Here is a 23,169-nt window from a genome sequence, read left to right as displayed (position 1 = left end):
AAGAAGGGGTAGATCCGGAAATCACGCATCCCTTTTCTTGGCCCAATTAGATGCTCGACTGTGAACTACGCTGGCACACACGCAAGGTTCAGGCCTGGCGCATCCCGAACACGACAGAGACCGACTTCTTCGTCGATGTGATGAAAGAAGCAATCCACCACTTCGGCCCTCCTGAGATCATGAACACCGATCAGGGCAGCCAGCCCCCCAAGTCGTGGTCCACCGGCTGAGAAAAGACGATACGCAACCCGATCAGCAGGCGCAGTTAGTGGTTTAAACTTGGCGTCGACCTGACCAATAATTGTAGAGCAACTCGACTAGCCCAGGCCATAGCAGATCACCTTGCTTTGGGACGCGGTCACGGTACTTCGTGGGTCCGGCCGAAGTTGCTGGGTTTTCAATAGAATACTATGTATCTCTGTTGATCAATGTCGCCAATGCTGGCGCTTTATAACGTGATATCAGAAGCTTGTATGCTGTTCAGAGCAGACCTATTGATCTATTATGATCGGGACTCATTGGAGTTTGACCTCATATGGCTCGTAAAATTCGTAACCGATTATTCAGGCTTCACACTTGGATTGGATTATATCTTTCCGCCTTTTTCACCTTCATGTTTCTGACAGGCACATTGCTTGTGGCCGGGTTGGAGATTGAATCCATAGGTCGGCCCGCGATCTGGACGACCCTAGAAGAAGACAAGCGCACAGCAAGTTTTGGCCAAATCTATGACGGGATCAAATCCGCCCATCCTGAAGGCGATGTTTTCGTGATCCTCAAGCAGCCAACCTCGTGGTTCGTGGACCGCACATACGGGCGCACAGGGTGGGGTGAGAACATCAATTACTGGACAAATCCCACTACGGGCACCGTCATTCATGAGACAAGGGACATAGGGTTCAACACCATTCTTGGTGGGCTTCACGATACGTTTCTGATCGATAAAAGAATTGTGTTCATTCTCATTAGTGCGATGTCCATCCCATTACTTTTCCAGATGGTCAGCGGGCTGATCACCTACCGGCGTTTCTGGAAAGGATTTTTCAGATGGCCCAGCAGCTCGGGCGGCTTCAGATCATGGGCAGGCGGCGCCCATCGGCTAGCAGCTCTTTGGGCGGCACCGCTGGTCTTTTTGATTGCTATAACAAGCTTCTTTTTTCTGCTGGGTGGACTTGGGATTGAGGGGGGAAAACTAAAGTTCCAACCCCCTGCACCGCGTGAAGCCGCGCTGCCGGACGGGTTTGACGGGTCCGTCATCGATGCAGCCGAAGCACACGCTCGGGCTGCGCTTCCAGGCTTTCAACCGGTCAACCTGGCAATCCCCGGTGGAAAGGCTGGCAGTCTGCGTTTCTTTGGGCTGCATCAGGATTTTTCGTATCTACGCGGAGAGATCACCGTAGCTGTTGATCCCCTCACATTAGAGGTTCTCAACATCTACACACCAGCTGACTTCAGGGGGCTTGCGCGCCTGAACCATTTGATGGAGCTGCTTCATTACGGAGTTTGGGGTGGAGCATATTCAATGGTGCTGTGGATTATTCTGGGGCTCGTGGCCACAGCTCTCGCTTTTACCGGCTCGCTTGTTTATGCTGCCCGTCTGGCACCGACTGTCTCAACCGGCAGTTCTAACCTGCGTTTCTGGCGTAGGATGGGGCCACTGCGTTGGGTATACCTGCTGGTGCTGCTGGCCACTCTTTTCGCCGTATCATGGCGCTTGCACTCGGATGCCTATATACCGTCCCGCGTGCATCCGGTTGATGCCAAAGGCACTGTGGCACAGCTGGTCCTGCATGAACCGTTACGGCGCGGTACCCTGATCGAGATTGAATTGCGGATCGGCGCACCGGATGTCAGTGCGGCTTTGGTCGAAGTTAACGGAACTGCAGCACAGTCGGTTAATCTGGTCCGAGACGGAGACAAGGCTTTGGGCCGTTTTAGATTTGAGCCCCTCGAGACAGAAAACGAGGTCATCGCCTACTTGAAGAAACCCGATGGTACGGAACAGAAAGTCACCTTCCGAATGGGCAGCCCTATCTGGTGATCTCAGACCCGAGCGGCCAAATCCTTCAGCACCGCAAACCGGTCACGCATCGTTACAAATGCAAGGCAGGTGTAGATCGCCACACCTGTCACGACACCCACAATCAGACGCAAGATGTTTGCCTGATCCCCCAAAACCGCCTGACATCCCGCGACCCCCGCTGCCATGATCCCCGCCGAGACCAAAGGCAGGATATGCAGTGATGCCAATCTGGAAACAGGCTGGCCTGAGATCGCTGCCAGGTTGGCGAATTTGAACGGCCACATGATCAGAAAGACAGTGGTAAAGGCAGCGGTGACGAACGGCACGCCATACGGGGCGGCAACTGTGACCGCAATGGCTGCAAGGACCACCTCGATCCACGACAGCACGGCCAACCTACCGGGTTGGCCGGACGCCAGGCAAAATGTTTGCTGTACCCTTTCAGTGCAGAGATACATTCCGAACACGGACATCAGACTTAGAACCGGGGCTGCGGGGCTCCATTTCTCACCAAACAAAAGCACCAGTACCGGCTCGGACAGAACCGCCAATCCGGCAAAGGTCGGAAAAGTCACAAACCCGGTCAGGCGCATGACGTCCAATAGCATCTCAGACGCGCGCCCTCCGCCGCGCGTTACCGCCGCAAAAGCGGGCTGCGAGACCATGCGCAGTGGCGTGATGGTCAGAAATGAGGCCGTTTCCACGACCCGCCAGGCAATCGCATAATACCCGGCTGCAACCGGGCCCAGCATCGCGCCGATCAAAACCGCAGGTGACTGTACCGCCGCCAGTTCAGCCGCGCGCAGCCCGATGACCCGGTGACTGAAATGAAGAACCTGCCGCATCTGGTGACCCGACACGTGAAAGGTGGGTCTCCACGATACCGCACCCCAGGCCATAAGGATATTCGTGGCGGTCATCGCCACCCGCTGACCAACCAGGCTCCAGACTCCGTATCCCGCAAGGGCCATACCGATGCCGATAACCCCGCCAACTATTGCGCCAAGCACTGCGCGCAAGGCGAGAACCCGAAACCGCATCTCTCGCCGCAATAGCGCCACTGGCACCGCCGTGAGCGATATCATCAGCACCGTTGGCGACAAACCGATCAGCAATTGACCCGCGATCGCTTCGTCATAAAAGGTCGATACCGGCCCCGCGCTCAGAATGATCAACGCGGTCAGGCAAGCGCCCAGAAACCCCAAAAGCCAAAAGACCGAATTCAGCCGTTCAGGTGTCAGCGTGTCCTGAGTCAGCAAAATCTCGGATATGGTTTCGCGTACCAGAAACTCGGAAAACAAAACAAAGGCAGCAGCCATTGCCAACAGGCCGAAGGCCTCGGCCCCAAGCAACCGCGCCAGAATGGCTATTATTATGAAATTGAATGCCTGTTCTGCCCAGACGCCGAAGGACATCCAAGCAACGCCGCTGGTGAAACGTCGTCCCCGCGACATCAAAACCCTTCCCACTGACTTATTGCCACGCGAAACCGCGGGCATTCTGAATCAAAGCGTAACGGTTTGGAAACACTGCTGTCGAGATCACCCGTCGCTTCTTGGAGATGCGGCCAGCCTGCTTCCATTCTCAAAACCCCTCGGACAAAAGTCGTGGACACTGGGCATATCCTGCCAACGTCTCAACATTCCGCCAAGGACGCATGTGTTGCATTGCATGAGTTTCCAAGCATTATGAGATCAAAGCGCCGCATAGCTTTGCATAGGTTCCTATTTGGAAACACTCCAGACATTATGCCCCTCATCAAAAATGACCGAATATCAGAGCAAACTTACACCGAGGCCTAAGGGCTCATCGGGGTATAATTGAAACCATCACTGGCTTTTTTACGTTACTGGGTAAGCGCATGCATAGGTGAATTCCGGCAACCAGACCCCGGAAAGACCGAAATTTGTCAAAATTATTGTCTATATCCAGCCTGTCTGTGTTTGAATACAATAAGCAGCGATGGGAATTGAGCCCGTTGCGCTCTGAACGGCATGAATGCCAAGCGGGGCAGAATATACATTAAGTACGCAAAGGGATTTCATTTTCATGAACAAGGTTGCCGAGCAGATCACCCCGGACAACATCCCAACCGGTGCGCCGGATACTTCTGGCATGAGCCTGAGCGTGGTCATCCCTGCCTATAACGAAGAAAACGCCGTCCGTGGCACTGTTGAAGATGTGCGGGCCCATCTCGAACCGCTGGGTATTCCGTACGAGATCATCGTGGTCGACGATGCCAGCCAGGACAACACCCGCGCCGAGGCCGAGGCCAGCGGTGCCACCGTCACCTTCAACGACGTCAATTCCGGATACGGCGCCAGTCTCAAACGCGGGGTGCGGATGGCACAGTATGAATATGTGGCCATCCTTGATGCTGACAGCACCTATCCGGCGCGTTACCTGCCGGGCATGCTGGCCATGTGCCGCGATCAGGACATGGTGGTGGGCGATCGGGGCGCCGCAATGAAGAACGTGCCGCTGCTGCGGCGGCCGGCCAAGAAGTTCCTGTTCGCCTTTGCCTCATTCCTGGCCGAGCGCAAGATCAACGACCTCAATTCCGGGCTGCGTGTGTTCCGCAAATCCGAGCTGATCCCGTTCCTGCCACTGCTGCCACAGAATTTCTCGTTCACCACCACGATCACACTGTGCATGACCTCGAATGGCAAGCGGATGATCTATACGCCGATCGAATACGGTAAGCGGGTGGGTAAATCGAAAATCCGACCGATCGATTTTCTGAACTTCATCATCCTGATCCTGCGCATCAGCACGTTGTTTAACCCGCTGCGGGTGTTCATCCCGCTGGGTCTGGCGTTTTTCACTTTGGGCACGGTTAAGTTCATTATCGACATGTTCTACTGGAACCTCAGTGAAACGGCGGTGTTCTCATTCCTGGCGGCGATCATGATCTGGTCGTTGGGGTTGATTGCCGACATGATTTCGCGACTGCATCTCAGACCTTGATATGAGCGGCAGCATGCTTTCCGATCCGACTCAACGGCGCTGGCTGATCCGGCTGGCCGGGTCGGCTTTGGTTCTGGCGATCCTGTTCTGGATCCTTCCGGCCGAGGCCATCGTGGCGGCATTCAAGGCAATCCCGATCTGGGTGTTCCTGAGCGTACTGGTCCTGTTCCTGTTGGCCCATGTGGGTGCAGCGCTGAAATGGTGGCTGCTGCTGGGCCGCGGGCTTTCGCCCCTGCTGGCTGTCCGGGCGCATTTTGCCGGTCTGGCTGCCAATCTGTGCCTGCCGGGCGCGATTGGGGGCGATACGGTGCGCGCCGGGATGGCACAAGCGGCAATGAAAGACGGGGCGCGGGTCGTGGCAGGTGCAACCGTGGATCGGCTGATCGACATGGTGGCCTTGTTGACCTTGTCCTGCCTTGGGCTTGTCCTGACTTGGGAACGGGCCGAGGGCGGACATATGATCTGGCCTGTGGCGCTGGTCCTGCTTGCGGCGCTGGCGGGTATGGTCGCATTGCCGCGTCTGCTGCCCCTGCCCTGGCGCTATGTCCCGTCTCTGCCTGGTAAGGGCTTTGCGCGTCGTCTGGCCGATGCGCTGACCGGGTTGGGCCGCAAGCCAGGTACGCTGGCGGCGGCCTTTATCGCGTCGGTTTTGATCCAGTTGTTGTTGGTCATGCTGGCCTGGTGGCTGGCCATCGCGGCGGGTGTCGATGTGGCAGCCGGGCCGTGGATATTTGCCTGGCCGCTGGCCAAGATTATCGCAGTTCTGCCGGTGTCGTTGAACGGGCTGGGCCTGCGCGAGGCCACGCTGGCGGGCTTTCTGGCCCCCTTTGGTGCCAGCGCGCCTGCCGTCGTGGCAGCCGGGCTGGTCTGGCAGGTTGTTCTGTTTACAGCGGGCGGGTTTGGCGCGCTGGTTCTGACAATGTCCGGGATGCGGTTTAGCGCTCCGGCGAATTCCCAAAAGGAAGAGTGCAAGTGACGGATGTTTCCCGGCCAACAGGCGAGGATAAGCCTGAAATCATCATACTCGGTGCCGGACCCGCTGGTCTGGCCGCAGCATACGCCCTGACCGGGCAGGCAAAGGTGACCGTGATCGAACGCGCACCCATTGCAGGCGGCAATTCGGCCTCGTTCCCGGTCGAAGGCGTGATTTGCGATTATGGCTCGCACCGGTTTCACCCTGCGGCAGAGCCTGAGGTGCTGCAGGATGTGAAAACGCTGTTGGGTGATGATCTGCTGCTGCGCCCGCGCCATGGGCGTATCCGGCTGGGTGGCAAATGGATTCACTTCCCGCTGAAACTGACCGACGCGCTTATGCGCCTGCCCAAGCCCTTTGCCGCGTCACTGATCGGGGACATGGTGCTGAAACCCTTTCGCAAGAAAAGCACGGGCCCCGAGACATTCTCGACCGTGCTTTATGACGGGTTGGGGCCAACGATTTCGGACAATTTCTATTTCCCCTACGTGCGCAAACTCTGGGGGCTGGATCCGGAAAAGCTGGCCGTCAAGCTGGCTGAGCGCCGGGTCGGCAGCGGATCGGTCGGCAAGATCCTGATGAAGATGCTGCGCCTGGTGCCTGGGCTGCGCAGCGAAACCGCCGGGCGATTTTTCTATCCGCGCAAAGGGTTCGGACAAATCTCGGACGCAATGCTTGAAAGCGCGCGCACAAATGGCGCCACCTTCATGTTCAACACCGAAATCACTGGGATTGACCGCGACGGCGACCGTATCACCGGGTTGACGATCCGCGACGGCGACAGCGAGCGGCATGTGACCGGCGATCTGATCCTGTCGACCATTCCGCTGACCGGGTTGACGCGCCTGATCGACGCCCCTCCGCCGGAAGTGGTCGAGGCCGCCCGCGCCATCCGGTTTAGGGGCATGATCCTGCTGTATCTGGTGCTGGAGACAGATCAGTTCACCGAGTTCGACGCGCATTACTTTCCGGAATTGTCGATCCCGATCAGCCGGATGTCAGAACCCAAGAACTATAACGCCAGTGGCGCGCCGAAGGGCGTGACCGTGCTGTGCGCCGAACTGCCCTGCGACCCGGATGAAAAGTGGTGGTCCATGTCCGACGAAGAACTGGGGCAGGAGTTCACCAAATGGTTGGACCAGCTGGGCCTGCCGGTCACCGTGCCGGTGCGCCGCTGTGAATCCCGACGGCTGAGCCACGCCTATCCGGTTTACGACGTGGGGTATGAGGCGCGGTTTGATACGGTTGATCAGTGGCTCTCAAATCTGGACGGATTGCTCGTATTTGGACGTCAGGGATTGTTCGCCCATGACAACACCCACCACGCCTTTGCCATGGCCTATGGCGCGGCGGATTGCATCAACGGCACAGGTCAGGTCGACCGCGCGAAATGGAATAAATATCGCGAGGTCTTTGCTACTCATGTGGTGGAAGACTGATCCATGACCGCCTGGCAGGCCGATATCCTGATGTATCATTCGATCTCGGATGCGCCTGGACCGACCTCAATCGCGCCCGAGGTGTTCAAGGCCCAGATGCAGGCGCTGGCGGCATCCAGCCTGCCGGTGGTCACGCCCGATGCGCTGGCCAACCCGCCCGGCCCCCGCGTGGTCATCATCAGTTTCGATGACGGGTTCGAAGATTTCGCCGATACCGCCTGGCCCATTCTGCGCGATCATGGCTTCTGCCCCATCGTCTATCTGCCCTCGGGCCTGATGGGCGGGATGGACCACTGGGTCGGAGGCAACATCCCGCCCCGCCCCCTGATGGGTTGGGACAGGATCGAAGCCCTGGCAGGGGAAGGGGTCTGTTTTGGCGCGCATAGTGTCAACCATCCCGATCTCACCACGCTGGATACGCTCATGCTGGAAGAGGAAGTAAGTGGCTCCGGTCAGGACATTGCCGCGCGGCTGGGCCAGCCTGTCCGGCATTTCGCACCGCCTTACGGCGCGTCGAATAGCAGCGTACTCAGACAGATCGCTCAGCATTACGACACTTCGGTCGGCACCAGGCTGGGCGTGGCCAAGGCGGGGGACGATATCCACGATCTGCCCCGGCTCGAGATGTTTTACTTTACCGACATCGCCCGTTGGAAAGCGCATTTGGAAGGGCGCGGCAAAGCCTATCTGACGGCGCGCAAGACAATGCGAGGGGTGCGCGCGGCAATACGCGGGCAACCGTGGTGAACAGATATTTTCCGCCTGCGGCTATAGCCGGATACGCAGCGCGGGTTGTACGATCCGGTAAATTGGTTTTCAACAAGAAACAGGTACGAACAAATGCATATTCTGGTTACCGGTGGCGCCGGGTTTATAGGCTCTCATCTGACGGAACAGCTGATCCGGGATGGCCACACGGTCACGGTCTTTGATGATCTTTCGACCGGACGGCTGGCAAATCTGACCTCGGTTGCGGACCACCCGAATTTCACATTCACCGAAGGCTCAATTCTGGATCGCCAGATGGTCACCGATCTGGTTCGTCCGGCTGACGTCGTTTTTCATCTGGCCGCCGCCGTTGGCGTCAAACTGATCATGGATGAGCCCAGCCGATCGATCCTGACCAATGTTGCGGGTACCGAGAATGTTCTGGATGCGGCGCTGCCAAACAAGACCTATACATTTGTCGCCTCTACATCCGAGGTTTACGGCAAAAGCGCGAAGTTTCCGTTTCAGGAAGACGACGATCTGACCATTGGGGCCACGCGCAACCTGCGCTGGTCCTACGCCTGTTCCAAAACGCTGGATGAGTTTCTGGCGCTGGCCCATGCGCGCGAATCCGGTCTGCCAGTCACGGTTCTGCGGTTTTTTAACACCACCGGGCCGCGACAGACGGGCCGCTATGGCATGGTGTTGCCGAATTTCGTGAAAGCCGCGCTGGAGGGTGCGCCCCTGATGGTGCATGGCAGTGGCGAGCAGTCGCGTTGCTTCGGTCATGTGGCCGATGTCGTCAAGGCATTGGGGTTGCTGATGAACGCGCCACAGGCAAAAGGCGAGGTGTTCAATATCGGCTCGAACGAAGAAGTCACAATCCGCGCTTTGGCTGAAAAGGTCATTGAACTCACCGGGTCCAACTCGGAAATCCGCTATGTTCCCTATGACGCGGTATATCCCGAAGGGTTCGAGGATATGCAGCGCCGGCTGCCCGATGTGTCAAAGCTGGAGCGCGTCACTGGATTCCGCCCGATGCGCACGCTGCAGCAGACTATCGAAGATATCATCACTGAAATGCAGGCCCCGGTTTCCGCATGAGCCGTCAGGTTCCCATCTGTGACTGATCTGGTGATCGGCTCCGGGCCGTCCGGCGTGTCTGTGGCCATGGCTTTGCTGAACCGGGGGCGTCAGGTTCTGATGCTGGACCCGGGCGGCAGGCTGGAGGCCCCAGCGCAAGACCGCCGTGACAAACTTGCGGCTTCGGATCCCGACACCTGGTCTGTTGATGACCAAAAAAAATGGCAGGCCCCGCAATTCGACACACCGCCCGGGCAGGTGCGCCGGTTCGGGTCGGATTTTGCCATGGTGCCGGGCGCCAAGACACTGGTGTCGCCCGAACGGATCGGGTTGCGGGCCTCACATGCGGTGGGCGGGCTGTCCAATCTCTGGGGTTCGGCGGTTCTGCCCAACCGCGCCGAGGACATCGCGGACTGGCCGATTGGAATTGACGATCTGGCTCCGCATTACCGCGCCGTCGCCGAATTTCTTCCCGTAAGCGGCCAGCAGGATGCATTGCAGACCCTGTTCCCCGCCCTTTCGATGCAGGACCGGGTGCCGCTGACCCCGTCCCCACAGGCGCAGCAGTTGTTGCAGCGTCTGGAGCATCAGAAAACCAGCCTGTCAGAACTGGGCGCCCATGCCGGACTGGCGCGTCTGGCCGTTGACCCCGGATGCCAATATTGCGGCCAGTGCCTACATGGATGCCCTTGGGGCTACATCTATTCAGCCCAGAAAACGCTGACTGAGTTGCGCCGTAACCCGGCCTTTCAATATCGCGCTGGCCTCGCCCGCCGGTTCGAAGAACAGGCCGACCACGTCACCTTGACGCTGGAGGATGGCGAGGCCTTGCAAGCCAGTCGCATTTTTGTGGCCGCCGGGGTTCTGGAAACGGCGCGGCTGTTTTTGACGTCGTCGCCGGATCCGTCTACCAGTTTGCAACTACAGGACAGCCAGCATTTCTTTCTGCCCAACCTGCACCGCTGGCGCACACCGCGCCGCCCGGATCAAAGGCCCTATCACACCCTGCCGCAGATGTTCATCGAACTGGATGATCCGAACATCTCACCCCATCTGGTCCATGCGCAGGTCTATACCTGGAACGAATTTTATGCCCATGACCTGATCAACAGCCACGGCTCCAAACTGCCGGGATCGGGCGTTCTGTGGCGGATGCTGGCGCGGCGGCTGATCGTGGCGCAGGCGTTTCTGCATTCGGCCCATTCCGCCCGGATCGACCTGACGCTGGCCACTGACAGGAGGCTGGTCCCGACGGTGCAGACCAATGAGGCAACCGAAATGGTGATGGGGTGGGTGACGTCCCGATTGGCACAGGTGCTGAAACGTGCCGGCCTCATACCGCTGGCGTTTGCCCGCCGTCCGGGTGAGGTGGGGTCCAGCTTTCACGTCGGCGGCTCGGTCCCTATGGCCAAGGCCCCCGGCGCGGGGCAATCCGACATCCTGGGGCGGCCGCATGGATTATCACGGGTGCATCTTGTCGATGCCTCGAGCCTGCCCAGCATCCCGGCCACAACCATCACCTTCTCGGTCATGGCCAATGCCCATCGCATCGGAACGCTGACCCCCTAGCGCTCAATTCATGCAAGTGATGCTGCACGCGCTCCGTTCTCGAACGCACCGGACTCCAGAGCCGCAGAAAGCGCCCGATCACCTTTTCCATGCGCCGCACGCGCCAGCGCCGCACCATAGGCTTCAAGCACAGAGGTCTCATGCCAAATGTCCAGAAAGGCATTGCGCGCCGCAGTTCCCTGCACCCCGCGCTGGTCCGGCTGGTGCTGCAATTCACGCATCGCCGCGATCAAATCATCCTCGGTTTCAAACAGCGACCCACCTCCGGCCCGCTCCACGATCTCGGGGAATGGGCCCAACCGACGGGCAATCACCGGCGTGCCCAGACGGAAGCTTTCAATCAGGATGATGCCGAACGTCTCATAGCAAACCGACGGAACGATTAACCCGATCGCACCGCGGTAATAGGCGTTAAGCTCCTCAAGGGTTTTGCGGCCCAGGAATTTAATCCGGTCATTGCCTGCGGCTTGGCTCTTTAACTCATCCGCATAGTCACCGTCGCCCAGGATCAGCAGATCGGCATCCGAATAGCGGTCAAAGGCCGGAAACACATCTTGCAACCCTTTAATCTTTTCCAGACGTCCGACGAACAGGAAATAGGGGCGCTCATGGGCCGCTGGTTCTGGCAGGGCGCTCTGATCGAGATCGGGCAGGAAATAGGGCAGCACCTGCATGTCTTGCCGCAGACCGAATTCGCGATGTTTGGCGCGGCTGAATTCGCTTTTTGCAATGATCAGATCCATATGATCCAGCGCCCGGTCCAGCGCGCCGGTATAGCGCCACAGCTGCGGCGGACGTTTGTGATTCAGCACGCAGCGTAGGCATTGGCGCGCGTCGCACAGCTCGCGCCCGTACCGCCACAGAACATGGGTGGGGCAGACCAGCCAATGCTCGTGCGCCTCATAAACTTTTAGCCCCTCACCCATCGGCAACAGGCCGGGTCCTCCGATCAGGGATGTATTGTTGTGCCAGATGATATCCGGTTTCCGTTCGGCCAGTATCTCGCGGATGCGGGCTGCGTGTACAACAGGTCGGCCCAGCTGCTGGGTCAGCAGGTTCGACATCATACCATTGCGGCTGCGCAGCCCGATCCGCCGCACCCCATCGGGGTCGCCCTCGGCCTGCGGCTTGCCGCCCAAGATCAAATAGCTGTCTTCGTCATGCACCACCGTCACATCGTGACCGCGCGCCACAAGCGCCCGGGCCATGCGCTGAATCCCTATGGCGTCACCGCCAAAGGAATAGGGCGGGTAAAATGTGGTGAACATCAGAATGCGCAGCGACTGCATGTGAATTGTACCAAACAACCAATAACTTTCAGGTATGAAACACGATCCCTGCGACAATCGAAAGGATCAAGCCATATGGACACTCAGATAGCCACCGGTGTTGCGGACATGCTGCAAACATACGCAGGCTGTCACGGGCCATGACCACAGCATGTGCAAATGCTGTGCGCATGCTATGATCGGGGAATAGTTCAGAAAATTGGCTCGATCCCGCTTCAGATGCAGACCTCTTCCTCTTCAGACCCCCTTCATGTTGTCGAAATGGGCACCCAGTTCGGTATGGGCGGCATCACCCGGCATATCCTAGGGCTGAGTGAGTGGCTGCAGACACACGATCATCGCGTCACGCTGGCTGGCACCGCCGACATCTGGGCCGGGCCTGATCAGCAGCCGGATTTCCTCGACCTGCCCACCCGCTATGTCGCTGGCGATGGCGGCAACATCGCCAACCGGTTGCGCCATACGGCAGTCGCGGCCTGGCGGTTGCGGCGCTGGCTGGCGAACCATCCGGTCGATCTGATCCACTGCCATGAATCCGCCCCTGCGCTGGTTGCAAATCTGGCCCGCACCGGGCGGCGCATCCCCGTCGCCGTCACCTATCACGGGTCCGAGCCCGAGCGGATCGCCGCATTCGGAGGGATTGCCGCGAAATGCGATCTGGTGATCACGCCCAGTCACCGCTCGGCCGAGGATCTGGCCACCATTGGCAACGTACCTCAGAACAAGCTGAAGGTTATAGGTCTGGGCGTCACCCCGCCACCCGAGGACAGTGCAGAAGACATTGCCAGCCTGCGCTCCGAGTTGCTTGGCGATGGCGACCGGGTGATCGTCACTCTGGCCCGTCTGTTGCCGCAAAAAGGCATCGACATCCTGATCGACTGCGTCGCGCGGATGAAAGACATCCATCCCGGCTATCGTTTCATCGTTGCAGGTGACGGACCGGATGAGGCGCAACTGCATGCGCTGGCGCAGGAAAAAGGGTTGGGTAAGCACCTGCGCTTCATTGGTCGCACCGACAAGCCGATCCGGCTCCTGCGGGCGGCGGATCTGTTCCTGTTGACCTCGCGATGGGAGGCGCTGCCCTTCACCATTGCCGAGGCGTTCCAGGCCGGAACCCCGGCGGTGGCCACCGCCTGTTCCGGCGTGGTCGAATTGATTGATGACAGTGTTGGCGCGGTCGTGCCCATCGCCGATATCGATGCGATCTGCGCTGCCGTGGCGGATGTCTTGTCAGACGAAGACCGCCGCCGAACCCTTGCGGAAAATGCTTTGAAACGCAGCCTCGAAGACCGGTTCGATCCGGATTGGGTGCACCAGCAATTCGAAAAGACCTATTACACTCTGGCAGGTCGCTAAAAAGGACCGCAGATCAGGGACGTTTGGTGATGTAGCCCCAGACTTCGCCCAGCGTCCAAGCGGTCGACAGCAGCATGACATACGGCAGCGTCTTGAGGTACCGCATCCCCCGCCCCTTGCTGGCCTGCAGCTTATAGTGACGCACCCAAAGCAGTGGCGGAATCAGTGGCCCCGCAAGGATCAGCATCAGGCGCTTTGCGTTGCTTTGATTGCGCACCCGGATTTCACCGAACAGGCGACCCCAATCGAACCGCTCGGGCAGCAATTCCCGAAATGTCGCCCTGGGCCGGTGGTGATGCACGACCACCTCGTTCGAGAGCCACAGCTCCTCACCCTGTTCGATCAGGTGCCAATGCACGATTGGCTCGTGATAACGGTCTTTCCATAGATGCTGCGTTTCATCCAAGGCTTTGCGGCTATAGGTCAGGTTCACGTCTGACACCCAATCTGCCGGACCGGTTTCAAACGGCCGCCCGTAGCGGCCAAAATCAGTGACGTAAAAGGCCCAGTTCAGTGGGCTGACCGGCTCCATGCATTCAATCGCGCCGCCGATCACGTTCTTGCCGGTTTCTGCATACAACCGCACGATAGTACGCGCCCAATCGGATTGCGGCAGGCCGCGATCTTCGAGAATGCCGATAATATCGCCCGTGGCTGCGGCCAGCCCGGCCGAGCGGCGGCGGTCGTAAAGCTCATGCTTGCCCGCCTCGGAGGTGATCGGGCGGATCGGGTCGATGACGCCCAGATCCAGAAACCGCACTTCGGGATAGTCATCGGCATATTGGGCAACATCCGCGACGCTGGCGTCATAGGGAATGATCACATCCAGCGGCGGCGGGTCATCGAAACTGCGCACTGCTTCCAGAAAATCCCGCACATAGCTGCCGCCTTGCACGATGGTCAAAACGATGGAAAGGGTCGGGTCGCTGCTCATTGGATTGTCATGTCCCCCAGATTGTCCAGTTCAACTGGCTGACCGCTGCGCGTGCTTTCCGGCACAGCGGCGGCGATTTCGACCGCGCGCAGGCCCGCATGACCGTCGGCGCAGTTCAGGCCGGTTTCACCGCGGGTCAGGCGGATGAAATCGGCCAGTTCGTCGCCAAAGGACAGGATCGCGGTCGATTTCCAGGATTTCAATTTCTCGCGCACCATGATTTCCGGATAAAACTTACGCACCCGTTTGGGCGCACCACCGGGCTTGTCCATGGTGATGACAAGGTTCTGCATCGGCGCATAGGCCCCGCGCACCATACCGCGCGAGCCGTACACCTCGATCACGCTTTGATAGCCTTTCCAATCGTTCCAGCAGGCCTGATAGATCGCCGGAATACCATCGGGGTTCTTGAAGATTGCCACAGCGTTGTCCTCGGACCCCGGCACGTTCCAGACCGTGTTGGTGGCCACTCCATAAACGCTGGTAATCTCGCCCAGAATGAAACGCGCCATGTCGGTCATGTGAATACCCACATCCCACAACGCACCGCCGCCGGAAAATTCGGCCTGATATTCCCAATCATGGGTGAAATGGCCCAACCCGTCATGGCCGCCATATACGCGGACATGGTCGATCTCTCCGATCTCGCCCGAGGATGCGACCTCTTTCACATGCGCAAACGACGGGTAGTAGCGCATATTGAACCCGGCCCCTAAAGCCTTGCCCGCATTTTTCGCGGCATCAACGATCCGCCTTGCCCCTTCCACGGTCGGGGACAGCGGCTTTTCGGTCAGCACATGCAGGCCTTCGGCAAAGGCCCGCAGGCAGAGCGGTTCACGTATATGCGCCGGGGTCGAGATCACCACCGCATCCATCGACGTGGCAAAAAACCGGTCGAGATCGGTAAAGGCAGGCGCGCCATCCGCCACAGCCACAGCGCGATGAAACTCCAAGTCCAGAACCGCCGCCAATTCAGCATCAGGAGACTCAAGAATGTTCTGAACCCGCATTTGGCCGATCTTTCCGGCCGCCCCGATCACACCGATCTTCATTCAATTCCTCATTAACAATCACGGGTGCGCAACAGGGCTACACCCGGCATCTTTAACAACAATTCACCTATAAGCGGAGTAGCACAGACGCTGCCTCCACGCTAGGTTTCTGAAGGATGACATTTGCCGACAAAACGAGATCAAAGAGGATTTGAAGTGTGAGCATCACCGGATTGGACCGCCTGAATGGCAAATCGGTCTTCGTGACCGGGGCAACCGGTTTTGTTGGTAAACGGCTTGTTCCGGCCTTGCTGGATGCGGGTGCCAAGGTCACCGTTCTGCTGCGCAGTCGCCATGGCGCGCACGCACTTGCGGCAATGGGCGCAAAGGTTGTGACAGGATCGCTTGGGGATGGGGCTGCGATGAAATCCGCCCTGCGCGATCAGGACGTACTATTTCATCTGGCCTATGACATGCGCGCGCCTGCAGCCGAAAACCTTGCAACATTCGACACCCTCAGACAGGCCGCCGAAGCTGTCGAGGTCGGACGGATCATCCATATCAGTTCCATCGTCGTCTATGACGGCTGGCCACAGGAAAATCTGACCGAAGACAGCCCCGCGTCCCAAGCCGGAGGCACACCGTACAGCCAAGCCAAAATGGCGATGGAACAGACCCTGATACAAGGAAATTGCCCGGTTGCCATCCTGCAACCAACGCTGGTTTATGGCCCGGGTAGCATGCTCTGGACGGACCGGTTGGCCGACTGGATGGCCGCCGGCAGTGTGGTGCTGCCCGAACCCGAGGGGCTGTGCAACGCAGTGTTCGTCGACGATCTGGTACAGGCCATGCTGCGCGCCGCAGTGCTGGAGGGGCTTGGGCAAGAACGGTTCATCATTTCAGGCGCGCGTCCTTTTTCATGGTCCTCTCTGCTGACCGGCTATGCCAACATCATCGGTCGGGGCAGCACTCATTATGTTCCGCTGGCCGATCTCGCAGAACGGTTGCCACCCGAGGAACCCGGCACAATCCCGGACACACCGCCGCTGGCTGCCCGGATCAGCGCCGCTGCCCGAGGCTGGATCGGTCGCGAGAGGTTTGAGGGGATAGTGCAAATGGTGAAACAACGGTTGCCGCAACAGGGCGAGGTTTACCCGGACCGTTATATGTTGGAACTGTTCTCGACCAAGGGGCATTGCCAGATCACCCATGCGCGGGCCAGACTAGGTTATGCACCGGAATACGACCTCGACTCTGGGTTGGAGGCCACGCAGGATTATCTGCGCAACAGGTATGGAAAATAGTTTAATTGCAACCATTTACTGCATGTTATCAGGGACCAAGGCCTTTGACCCACATCGCCATTGACGCAACACCCTGGGATAACGAACGAGGCTTTGGCCGGTTCACCCGGAATCTGGTCACTGCTCTGGCCGCCCGCGATACCGGCTTTCGATATACGCTCCTGTTTGATCAGGAACCGACACGACCCGTGCCGGAAGGTGTCGAAACCCGCATTGCAGGCTCTGAATTTTCGATGTCCGAGGCCTCATCGGGAGCCAAAGCCCGGGGCGGGGCCGATTTGCTGACAATGGCCAAGGCGGCCCGACACATCGACTGCGACGTGTTCTTTTACCCGGCGGTTTATTCCTATTTTCCGCTGCCGTCCCGGCGACCCACGGTAGTCTGCTATCACGACACGATACCCGAACGCTTTCCCGACCTGATCTTTCCAAAACGTCTGAACTTCCGACTGTGGCAGGCCAAATGCTGGCTGGCCAAGGTGCAGGCGACGCGGGTGATGACGATTTCGGACGCTTCGGCAAATGACCTGACGCGTATTCTGCGCATTCCCCGCGCGCGAATTGACACGATCACGGAAGGGGCCGAGGACATCTTTCAGCCTATTCACGACAATCGGGTTTTGGTGAAAGCCCGAGAGACCTATGGAATCCCACCTGACGCACCGCTTTTAGTTTATCTGGGCGGGTTCAACCGACATAAAAACGTTCTGCGCCTAATTGAGGCCATGCCTCAGATCCTTCAGAAAGCGCCAAAAACGCGGCTGGCTATTGTCGGGCGCACCACCGGGGCGCGGTTCTGGGACAATGTCGAAGACCTCAAGGCCAGTGCTGCCGCTGATGCCACCCGGTCCGAACGCATCCTATTCACCGGCGAGATTGATGACCCCGAACTTGCCGCTCTGCTCAATTCGGCCGATGCGCTGGTCTTTCCCTCGCTTTGGGAGGGGTTCGGTCTGCCCGCGCTCGAGGCGATGTCATGCGGCACGCCCGTTCTGTCCTCGGATCGCGGCAGTCTGCCCGAGGTGGTGGGTGATGGCGGGCTTTATTTCGACCCCCTATCCAGCCAGGCCCTTGCGGATCAAACCATCCGCTTACTGACAGAACCCGGACTACGAAGTGACCTGTCGCAAAAAGCCATGGCGCAAGCCTCAAACTTTAGCTGGGACAAAGGTGCAGAACTGGCCGAGGCATCGTTTCGAACGGCGCTAAGCCCAAAGTAAAGAAATTTTTCCCAGGCGCGCCTTTTTCAAACTTCCCGCAACAATTCTGTGTCCGTCCAAGAATTGAACCCTTATTGGAAACGCGGTACGGCAGTCTGGAACCAGGCTGACAAATTTGTTGGATTCGCACCCCCTTCCTCCTATCCGTGGAAAAGGTTAGAATTTCCGACAGCCATACCGTGAATTGATTTCAGTCTGACTTTGTAAGATCAGGGTAAATTATGAACTACGAAACCTCGCACCATCAGTCCCTCGGGCAGCTTATCGCGGCGCGCGACGCGCGGGTCGCGGTGGTGGGGTTGGGCTACGTCGGCCTGCCGCTGGCGCTGACCGCCTATGATGAGGGGTTCGACACAACCGGCGTTGACCTGAACCCAGACCGGGTGGCGCGGATCAATCAGGGCGATCAGGTCATCTCGTATCTGGCGTCGGATCGGATCGCGCAGGCTGTGGACAGTGGGCGTTTCCGCGCCACGCAGGACCCTGCCGCACTGGCCGAGGCCGATATCGTGCTGATCTGCGTTCCGACCCCGCTGACCGATGCGCAGGACCCGGACATGCGCTTTGTTGCTGCCGCAGCCCAAACCATCGCGCAGCATCTGCGCCCCGGTCAGATGGTTGTACTGGAAAGCAGCGTCTGGCCCGGAGCCACGACAACTCTGGTCCAGCCCATTCTTGAAGCCGGCGGTCTGCGTGCAGGTTCTGATTTCTTTCTGGCCTTCTCGCCGGAACGCGAAGACCCCGGCAATGACAAGTTCGACACGCACAGTATTCCCAAAGTGGTAGGTGCCGACGATCCGCTGTCGCGGCAACTGGTCGAGGATTTCTATCGCGCCATCGTCACCAGCGCGGTGCCGGTCAGCTCGGCCGCCACAGCCGAAGCGGTGAAACTGGTCGAAAACAGCTTTCGCACCGTCAATATTGCCTTGGTCAACGAGTTGAAAACTGCGCTTGAGGCGATGGATGTGGACGTCTGGGAGGTAATCGAGGCAGCGGCCACCAAGCCCTTTGGCTTTATGCCCTTCTATCCCGGCCCCGGCATTGGCGGGGCCTGCATTCCGGTGTCCCCCGCCTATCTGGCGTGGCGCGCCGCAGATGCGGGGTCGGATACGCCGATCATCAATCTGGCACGCTCCAGCAACGACGCCGTCCCGCAGATGCTGGCTGCGCGCATGGCTGCAGAGCTGACGGCACGCAACGGCTCGGCGCTGGCGGAAACCGGGCAGCCGCTGACCGGGCAGAATATTTTGCTGATGGGCATCGCCTATAAGCGCGATGTCGAAGACACCCGCCGCAGCCCGGCGTTGGTGCTGCTGGATGAGTTGGAGAAGCTGGGGGCCGAGGTGGATTATCACGACCCGTATTTCCCCCGACTGCCGGAAGGCGGTGAATACCCGCAGCTTGCGGGCCGGGAGTCTGTGCCGCTGGCGGCCGAGAACCTGAGACAATATGCGGCGGTGGCCGTCATCACCGATCACAGCGCCCCGGATTACGATCTGGTCGCGCGCACGGCGACGCTGATCTTCGACACACGCAACGTCTTTGAAAAAGCAGAAATTACCGTGACAAGCGGCAAGCTCGTCAAACTCTGAACACATCAGCCCTGTGCAACGCGTCCGGCAATTTTGAAACAGAAAAAAGGTTACTAAAATTACGTACTTTCAATGAGGTAAAAATCAAAAGTAGAATTCTTGTAATGAGTGAAAAGCCCGAGAAAATTTTTGTTGATCTGGACGGGACGCTGATCAGAACTGATCTTTTTGTCGAGGCCATTCTTCAATTCCTGAAAAGGAACCCGCTTAATATCTTTCCCCTCCTTTTATGGCTGTTCAAAGGTATTCCCTACGCCAAGGAACGCATTGCCCAGGAGGTCACCCTCAGAGCCGAGACGCTGCCATACGAAACCCCGCTTCTTGAATACCTGGAACAGCAGAAAGCGGATGGCAGGCAGTTGGTTCTCGCGACAGCTTCGCACCGCATATATGCCGATAAGGTTGCCGCACATCTGGGGATATTCGAGTCCGTGCTGGCAACGGATGCAGATCACAACCTGAAAGGCGCCAACAAGCTGACCGCGATACGCGCCGCCGCCCATGGTGATGCATTTGCATATGCCGGAGACAGCGCCGCCGACAACCCAATCTGGGCCGCCTCTGCGTCGGACATATTCGTAAATGCTCCTGAATCCGAGGTGGCAACGGCGCAGGCGGCGGGCACAGCCGAGAAAGTCATCACATCACGCCCGCCGCTGTGGCGCGCCTTTCTCAAATCAATGCGGCCGCATCAATATGCAAAGAACGCCCTGATCTTTGCGCCGATCTTCACCTCTCAGCAGTATCTGCCTTTTTCATCGGTTCTTGCCTCTCTTCTGGCCTTTATCTGCTTCAGCCTCTGTGCGTCGGGTGTGTATTTCCTGAACGATCTGGTTGATCTGGCCGCTGATCGCCAGCACACAAGCAAACGGCACCGCCCTCTGCCATCGGGCGATCTGTCCCTGCATACAGGCATTGCCGGGGCCATCGCGCTGCCCGTTATCGCCTTTGCCCTCTCACTGACTTTCCTTCCACCCGTCTTTACGGTTGTGCTGATTGCCTATCTGATCATCACCATGGCCTATTCCTTCTGGCTCAAACAGATTGCAACAGCGGATGTCATGGTGCTGGCGTCGCTTTACACGCTGCGTGTCATCGCGGGGTCTGCGGCCACCGGAATTGTCCTGTCATCCTGGTTTCTGGCATTCTCGATGTTTGTCTTTGTCAGCCTCGGCTATCTGAAACGCTACATCGAAGTGGCCGCGGCACCTGAAGATGACGGCAATGTCCATGGCCGGGATTATTCCTATGCCGACAGCGAAACCATGTTCAGCCTGGGCGTGGCCAATATCACCGCAGCCGTTGTCATTCTGGCGCTTTATATCAACAGCCCCGAAGTGCAGGAGATTTACCGGACACCCGAAATCCTTTGGCTGCTGTGTCTGCTACTGCTGTACTGGGGCAACCGCATCTGGGTCGGTGCCCGGCGCGGACGGGTCGCGGACGATCCGGTCCTGTTTGCCCTGCGCGACAGGATCAGTCTTATGGTCGGTGGCGCGTTTGTTCTTGTGACCCTGGCTGCGAAATACCTGACCCTTTGATGATGGCCGCGAAAACGAAGGAGAATACTATGTCGTTATACTGGTCTGCGTTGCTATTTGCGGTCTGCGCGAACATTTGCACAAACGTCTCGTTCAAACTGGCTGTGCAACAGCTTTCAGGACCTTTCGATATTCGTGCCCTTGTGGTTTCGCCCTGGGCCTGGGCCGGGTTGATCAGTGGTTTGCTGTTGCTGAGCAGCTTTATTGTCGCCATCCGCGGCCTTGAACTGAGTATCGCCTACCCGGCCGTCACCGGATTGGCGATGGTCGGCATTCTTGTCGTCGGATATTTCTTGTTTTCCGAGACACTGAACCTGCAAAAAATCGTTGGCATCGGGCTGGTCATCGCTGGTGTTTTTGTCCTGTCACAGGTGAAACAAGCCTGAGGCCTGGTCTAAACAAGCCCGGTGCGACTGGTCCAATCCCGCAACAGATCTATATGTTGGCAAGCAAACCTTCGCACATTTTTCGAGGTCTTTTTCAGAAAGCATTGCCGCAGCACGGAATTTAAGGAATAATTGGGTCAGGCTTCTTTTGGCCTCAAAAATACGCAGTGTCGAACGAGTAGTGGGGCGTTGCCCCGTCAGGTAACAATAATCAAATTTTAACCCAAGGTGGTTCACAGTTTTGCCATGATTTAGGCGCGGAATCATCGTGGGCGCTCGCTCCAAGGCATCACTCTTGCCAGTTTGGAGGGGGACACGACCAAGGTCACAGCCGGAGGGCCGAAAGAAATGATGGGAATTTTCGGAATAGCCATCCTTGTTGGCCTATGTGCTGGCGGTTTTGCCTTATATTCCGGTTCTTCTATCCTGATGGCATTGGGGGCCTATATTCTGTTTGGCTGGCTGTTCATTCTGGCAGCTCTCATCGTGATTGGGGTGGCCAAATTGTTGCACAATCGACTCCGCAAACACGATCACGCCTATTCCGGCTAAACTCCGCTGGGCGGTTTCCATGTTGCCTAGTGTCCTGTTGCACTGAAACTTCCCTCATTCCATGTAGAAGTTATCCATATTCGAACTTCGTGTTTCTCGCGCCTGCCATTATGCGGTGAAATTCAAAGATGCGTCTCATTCCGCTTGTCTGGGCTTGCCTTTAGCGATGCGTGAAAAAAGTCGACCGTCGGTCACGGCAAAGCCCAAAGCAATGATGGCGAACCCAATCCACGCGCTCGGCTCTATCCTCTCACCAAGGAATGTCACGCCAAGACCGATAGCAAACGGTGGGATCAGCAGCGTCACCAAAAGAAGATTGGCCGCACCCGCACGCGCAAGAATTGCAAAGTAAAGAACATAGGCCAATGCCGTTGACAACGCGGCCATCCCAAAAAGCGCAGACCAAACGCCTAAAGACAAAGCAAAATTGGGGGCGCCATCCATCACAAGAACAATTGGGATCATAAGCACGGTGCTGCCAATCAGCATACCGAGCGCATTCACAAGCGGCGGTTGGCCTGAAAGAGCAGTTCTGCCCCAGACGCCGGCAAAAGCATAGGAAAGTGTGGCCCCAAGGATAGCCAACTGTGCCAGGTTGCTGGGATTGAACTCAGTCAACGCACTTGGCCCCATGATGAAGGCCACACCCAATATACCTAGCGCAGCACCTGCTATCTTCTTTGGCGTCAACGGCTCATCCTTGAGAAGCAAACCAGCCACAACTGCTGCGAACATTGCCGTCGTTGCGTTTAAAATTGACGCAAGTCCACTGTCGATCTGCGTTTGCCCCCAGAAGATCAGCGAGAATGGGATGGCATTGTTGAGCGCGCCCATAACAAGATAAGCGCCCCATATCCGAGGAGTGCGCGGCACGCTCAATCCTTTGATTATGACGATCAAGGCAAGAATAGGAACCGCCCAGATCACCCTGTGCAGCGTAATTGTCAGTGGCGGCACTTCGGTCAGGGCAACCTCGCCGAAGAAAAACGAACCGCCCCAAACGGCCGCAAGCAACAGCAGCATGGCAGTGGCCTTCAAATCCATCGATGGCATGGGCTGCGGAGTCATTTGTTGCCGGTTCCTCGTTAATGCTTCTCCCAAAAAACTAGTCCGCGCGCCCCCAACACCGCGACCCGTTTCTTGCGGAAAGCTCTCTAATAATGGTCACTCGAACAACACCGCGACTGCCAAAAAGGCGATGGATCACCTTGTTGCGCATAGCCAGGCATTTGCGAGATATC

The 23,169-nt window shown here is 58.0% G+C and carries 20 protein-coding genes; 15 read left to right on the top strand and 5 right to left on the bottom strand.

Annotated features, from left to right (window positions below; genetic code table 11):
- Positions 1-50 precede the first annotated feature (50 nt).
- Positions 51-230, top strand: coding sequence for a hypothetical protein (locus tag ACR0LY_RS09455; protein ID WP_170350094.1), 180 nt, complete (start codon positions 51-53; stop codon positions 228-230).
- Between the two features lie 305 nt (positions 231-535).
- Positions 536-2,041 (top strand): PepSY-associated TM helix domain-containing protein, encoded by a 1,506-nt coding sequence (locus tag ACR0LY_RS09450; protein WP_170350093.1) that lies wholly within the window; start codon positions 536-538, stop codon positions 2,039-2,041.
- A gap of 2 nt (positions 2,042-2,043) precedes the next feature.
- On the opposite strand, the gene ACR0LY_RS09445 is transcribed toward ACR0LY_RS09450, so the two are convergent.
- Positions 2,044-3,477 (bottom strand): lipopolysaccharide biosynthesis protein, encoded by a 1,434-nt coding sequence (locus ACR0LY_RS09445; RefSeq protein WP_170350092.1) that lies wholly within the window; start codon positions 3,475-3,477, stop codon positions 2,044-2,046.
- Positions 3,478-4,072: 595 nt separating this feature from the next.
- Here ACR0LY_RS09445 and ACR0LY_RS09440 point away from each other — a divergent pair.
- The 6 genes from ACR0LY_RS09440 to ACR0LY_RS09415 all read left to right on the top strand — a co-directional run bounded on the left by ACR0LY_RS09440 (position 4,073) and on the right by ACR0LY_RS09415 (position 10,762).
- Positions 4,073-4,990, top strand: a complete 918-nt coding sequence (locus tag ACR0LY_RS09440; RefSeq protein WP_170350091.1) for a glycosyltransferase family 2 protein — start codon at positions 4,073-4,075, stop codon at positions 4,988-4,990.
- Position 4,991: 1 nt separating this feature from the next.
- Entirely contained in the window at positions 4,992-5,966 is a 975-nt protein-coding gene (locus ACR0LY_RS09435; protein ID WP_170350090.1) for a lysylphosphatidylglycerol synthase transmembrane domain-containing protein, read from the top strand.
- Positions 5,963-7,402: a protoporphyrinogen/coproporphyrinogen oxidase gene (locus tag ACR0LY_RS09430; protein ID WP_170350089.1), complete on the top strand. Its 1,440-nt coding sequence runs from the start codon at positions 5,963-5,965 to the stop codon at positions 7,400-7,402. Before ACR0LY_RS09435 ends, ACR0LY_RS09430 begins: the two co-directional genes overlap by 4 nt.
- 3 nt (positions 7,403-7,405) lie before the next feature.
- Positions 7,406-8,149, top strand: coding sequence for a polysaccharide deacetylase family protein (locus tag ACR0LY_RS09425; RefSeq protein WP_170350088.1), 744 nt, complete (start codon positions 7,406-7,408; stop codon positions 8,147-8,149).
- 93 nt (positions 8,150-8,242) lie between these two features.
- Entirely contained in the window at positions 8,243-9,214 is a 972-nt protein-coding gene (locus ACR0LY_RS09420; protein ID WP_170350087.1) for an NAD-dependent epimerase/dehydratase family protein, read from the top strand.
- Positions 9,215-9,232: 18 nt separating this feature from the next.
- Entirely contained in the window at positions 9,233-10,762 is a 1,530-nt protein-coding gene (locus tag ACR0LY_RS09415) for a GMC oxidoreductase (RefSeq protein WP_170350086.1), read from the top strand.
- Positions 10,763-10,770: 8 nt separating this feature from the next.
- Here the strand turns inward: ACR0LY_RS09415 and ACR0LY_RS09410 are convergent, their stop codons facing one another.
- Entirely contained in the window at positions 10,771-12,051 is a 1,281-nt protein-coding gene (locus ACR0LY_RS09410) for a glycosyltransferase family 4 protein (protein WP_170350085.1), read from the bottom strand.
- Positions 12,052-12,270: 219 nt separating this feature from the next.
- Here ACR0LY_RS09410 and ACR0LY_RS09405 point away from each other — a divergent pair, with 219 nt between their 5' ends.
- Positions 12,271-13,407 carry a glycosyltransferase family 4 protein gene (locus ACR0LY_RS09405; RefSeq protein ID WP_480640818.1) on the top strand — a complete coding sequence of 379 codons (1,137 nt, stop codon included), beginning with the start codon at positions 12,271-12,273 and terminating at the stop codon, positions 13,405-13,407.
- Between the two features lie 13 nt (positions 13,408-13,420).
- Here the strand turns inward: ACR0LY_RS09405 and ACR0LY_RS09400 are convergent, their stop codons facing one another.
- The gene (locus ACR0LY_RS09400; protein WP_170350083.1) at positions 13,421-14,341 is read right to left on the bottom strand and encodes a glycosyltransferase family 2 protein; all 921 of its coding nucleotides are present in this window, start codon (positions 14,339-14,341) and stop codon (positions 13,421-13,423) included.
- Positions 14,338-15,393 carry a Gfo/Idh/MocA family protein gene (locus tag ACR0LY_RS09395; RefSeq protein ID WP_170350082.1) on the bottom strand — a complete coding sequence of 352 codons (1,056 nt, stop codon included), beginning with the start codon at positions 15,391-15,393 and terminating at the stop codon, positions 14,338-14,340. The genes ACR0LY_RS09400 and ACR0LY_RS09395 overlap by 4 nt, the downstream gene beginning before the upstream one ends.
- 158 nt (positions 15,394-15,551) lie before the next feature.
- On the opposite strand from ACR0LY_RS09395, the gene ACR0LY_RS09390 reads away from it, so the two are divergent.
- The 6 genes from ACR0LY_RS09390 to ACR0LY_RS09365 all read left to right on the top strand — a co-directional run bounded on the left by ACR0LY_RS09390 (position 15,552) and on the right by ACR0LY_RS09365 (position 21,928).
- Positions 15,552-16,637, top strand: coding sequence for an NAD-dependent epimerase/dehydratase family protein (locus tag ACR0LY_RS09390; RefSeq protein ID WP_170350081.1), 1,086 nt, complete (start codon positions 15,552-15,554; stop codon positions 16,635-16,637).
- Between the two features lie 44 nt (positions 16,638-16,681).
- Positions 16,682-17,857, top strand: a complete 1,176-nt coding sequence (locus tag ACR0LY_RS09385; protein WP_170350080.1) for a glycosyltransferase family 4 protein — start codon at positions 16,682-16,684, stop codon at positions 17,855-17,857.
- A 221-nt stretch (positions 17,858-18,078) separates the two neighbouring features.
- Positions 18,079-19,449 (top strand): nucleotide sugar dehydrogenase, encoded by a 1,371-nt coding sequence (locus ACR0LY_RS09380; RefSeq protein WP_170350079.1) that lies wholly within the window; start codon positions 18,079-18,081, stop codon positions 19,447-19,449.
- Positions 19,450-19,553: 104 nt separating this feature from the next.
- Complete coding sequence (locus ACR0LY_RS09375) at positions 19,554-20,990, top strand: UbiA family prenyltransferase (protein WP_170350078.1); 1,437 nt, start codon at positions 19,554-19,556, stop codon at positions 20,988-20,990.
- 29 nt (positions 20,991-21,019) lie between these two features.
- Entirely contained in the window at positions 21,020-21,376 is a 357-nt protein-coding gene (locus ACR0LY_RS09370) for a DMT family transporter (RefSeq protein ID WP_170350077.1), read from the top strand.
- A 348-nt stretch (positions 21,377-21,724) separates the two neighbouring features.
- Complete coding sequence (locus tag ACR0LY_RS09365; RefSeq protein WP_170350076.1) at positions 21,725-21,928, top strand: hypothetical protein; 204 nt, start codon at positions 21,725-21,727, stop codon at positions 21,926-21,928.
- A gap of 135 nt (positions 21,929-22,063) precedes the next feature.
- Here the strand turns inward: ACR0LY_RS09365 and ACR0LY_RS09360 are convergent, their stop codons facing one another.
- Positions 22,064-22,951, bottom strand: coding sequence for a DMT family transporter (locus ACR0LY_RS09360; RefSeq protein WP_170350140.1), 888 nt, complete (start codon positions 22,949-22,951; stop codon positions 22,064-22,066).
- Positions 22,952-23,169 lie beyond the last annotated feature (218 nt).

The sequence above is a fragment of the Ruegeria sp. BC5 genome (genome assembly GCF_056539205.1).
The sequence above is the reverse complement of the archived record's forward strand: the minus strand, read 5'-3'. Positions and strand labels throughout refer to the sequence as shown.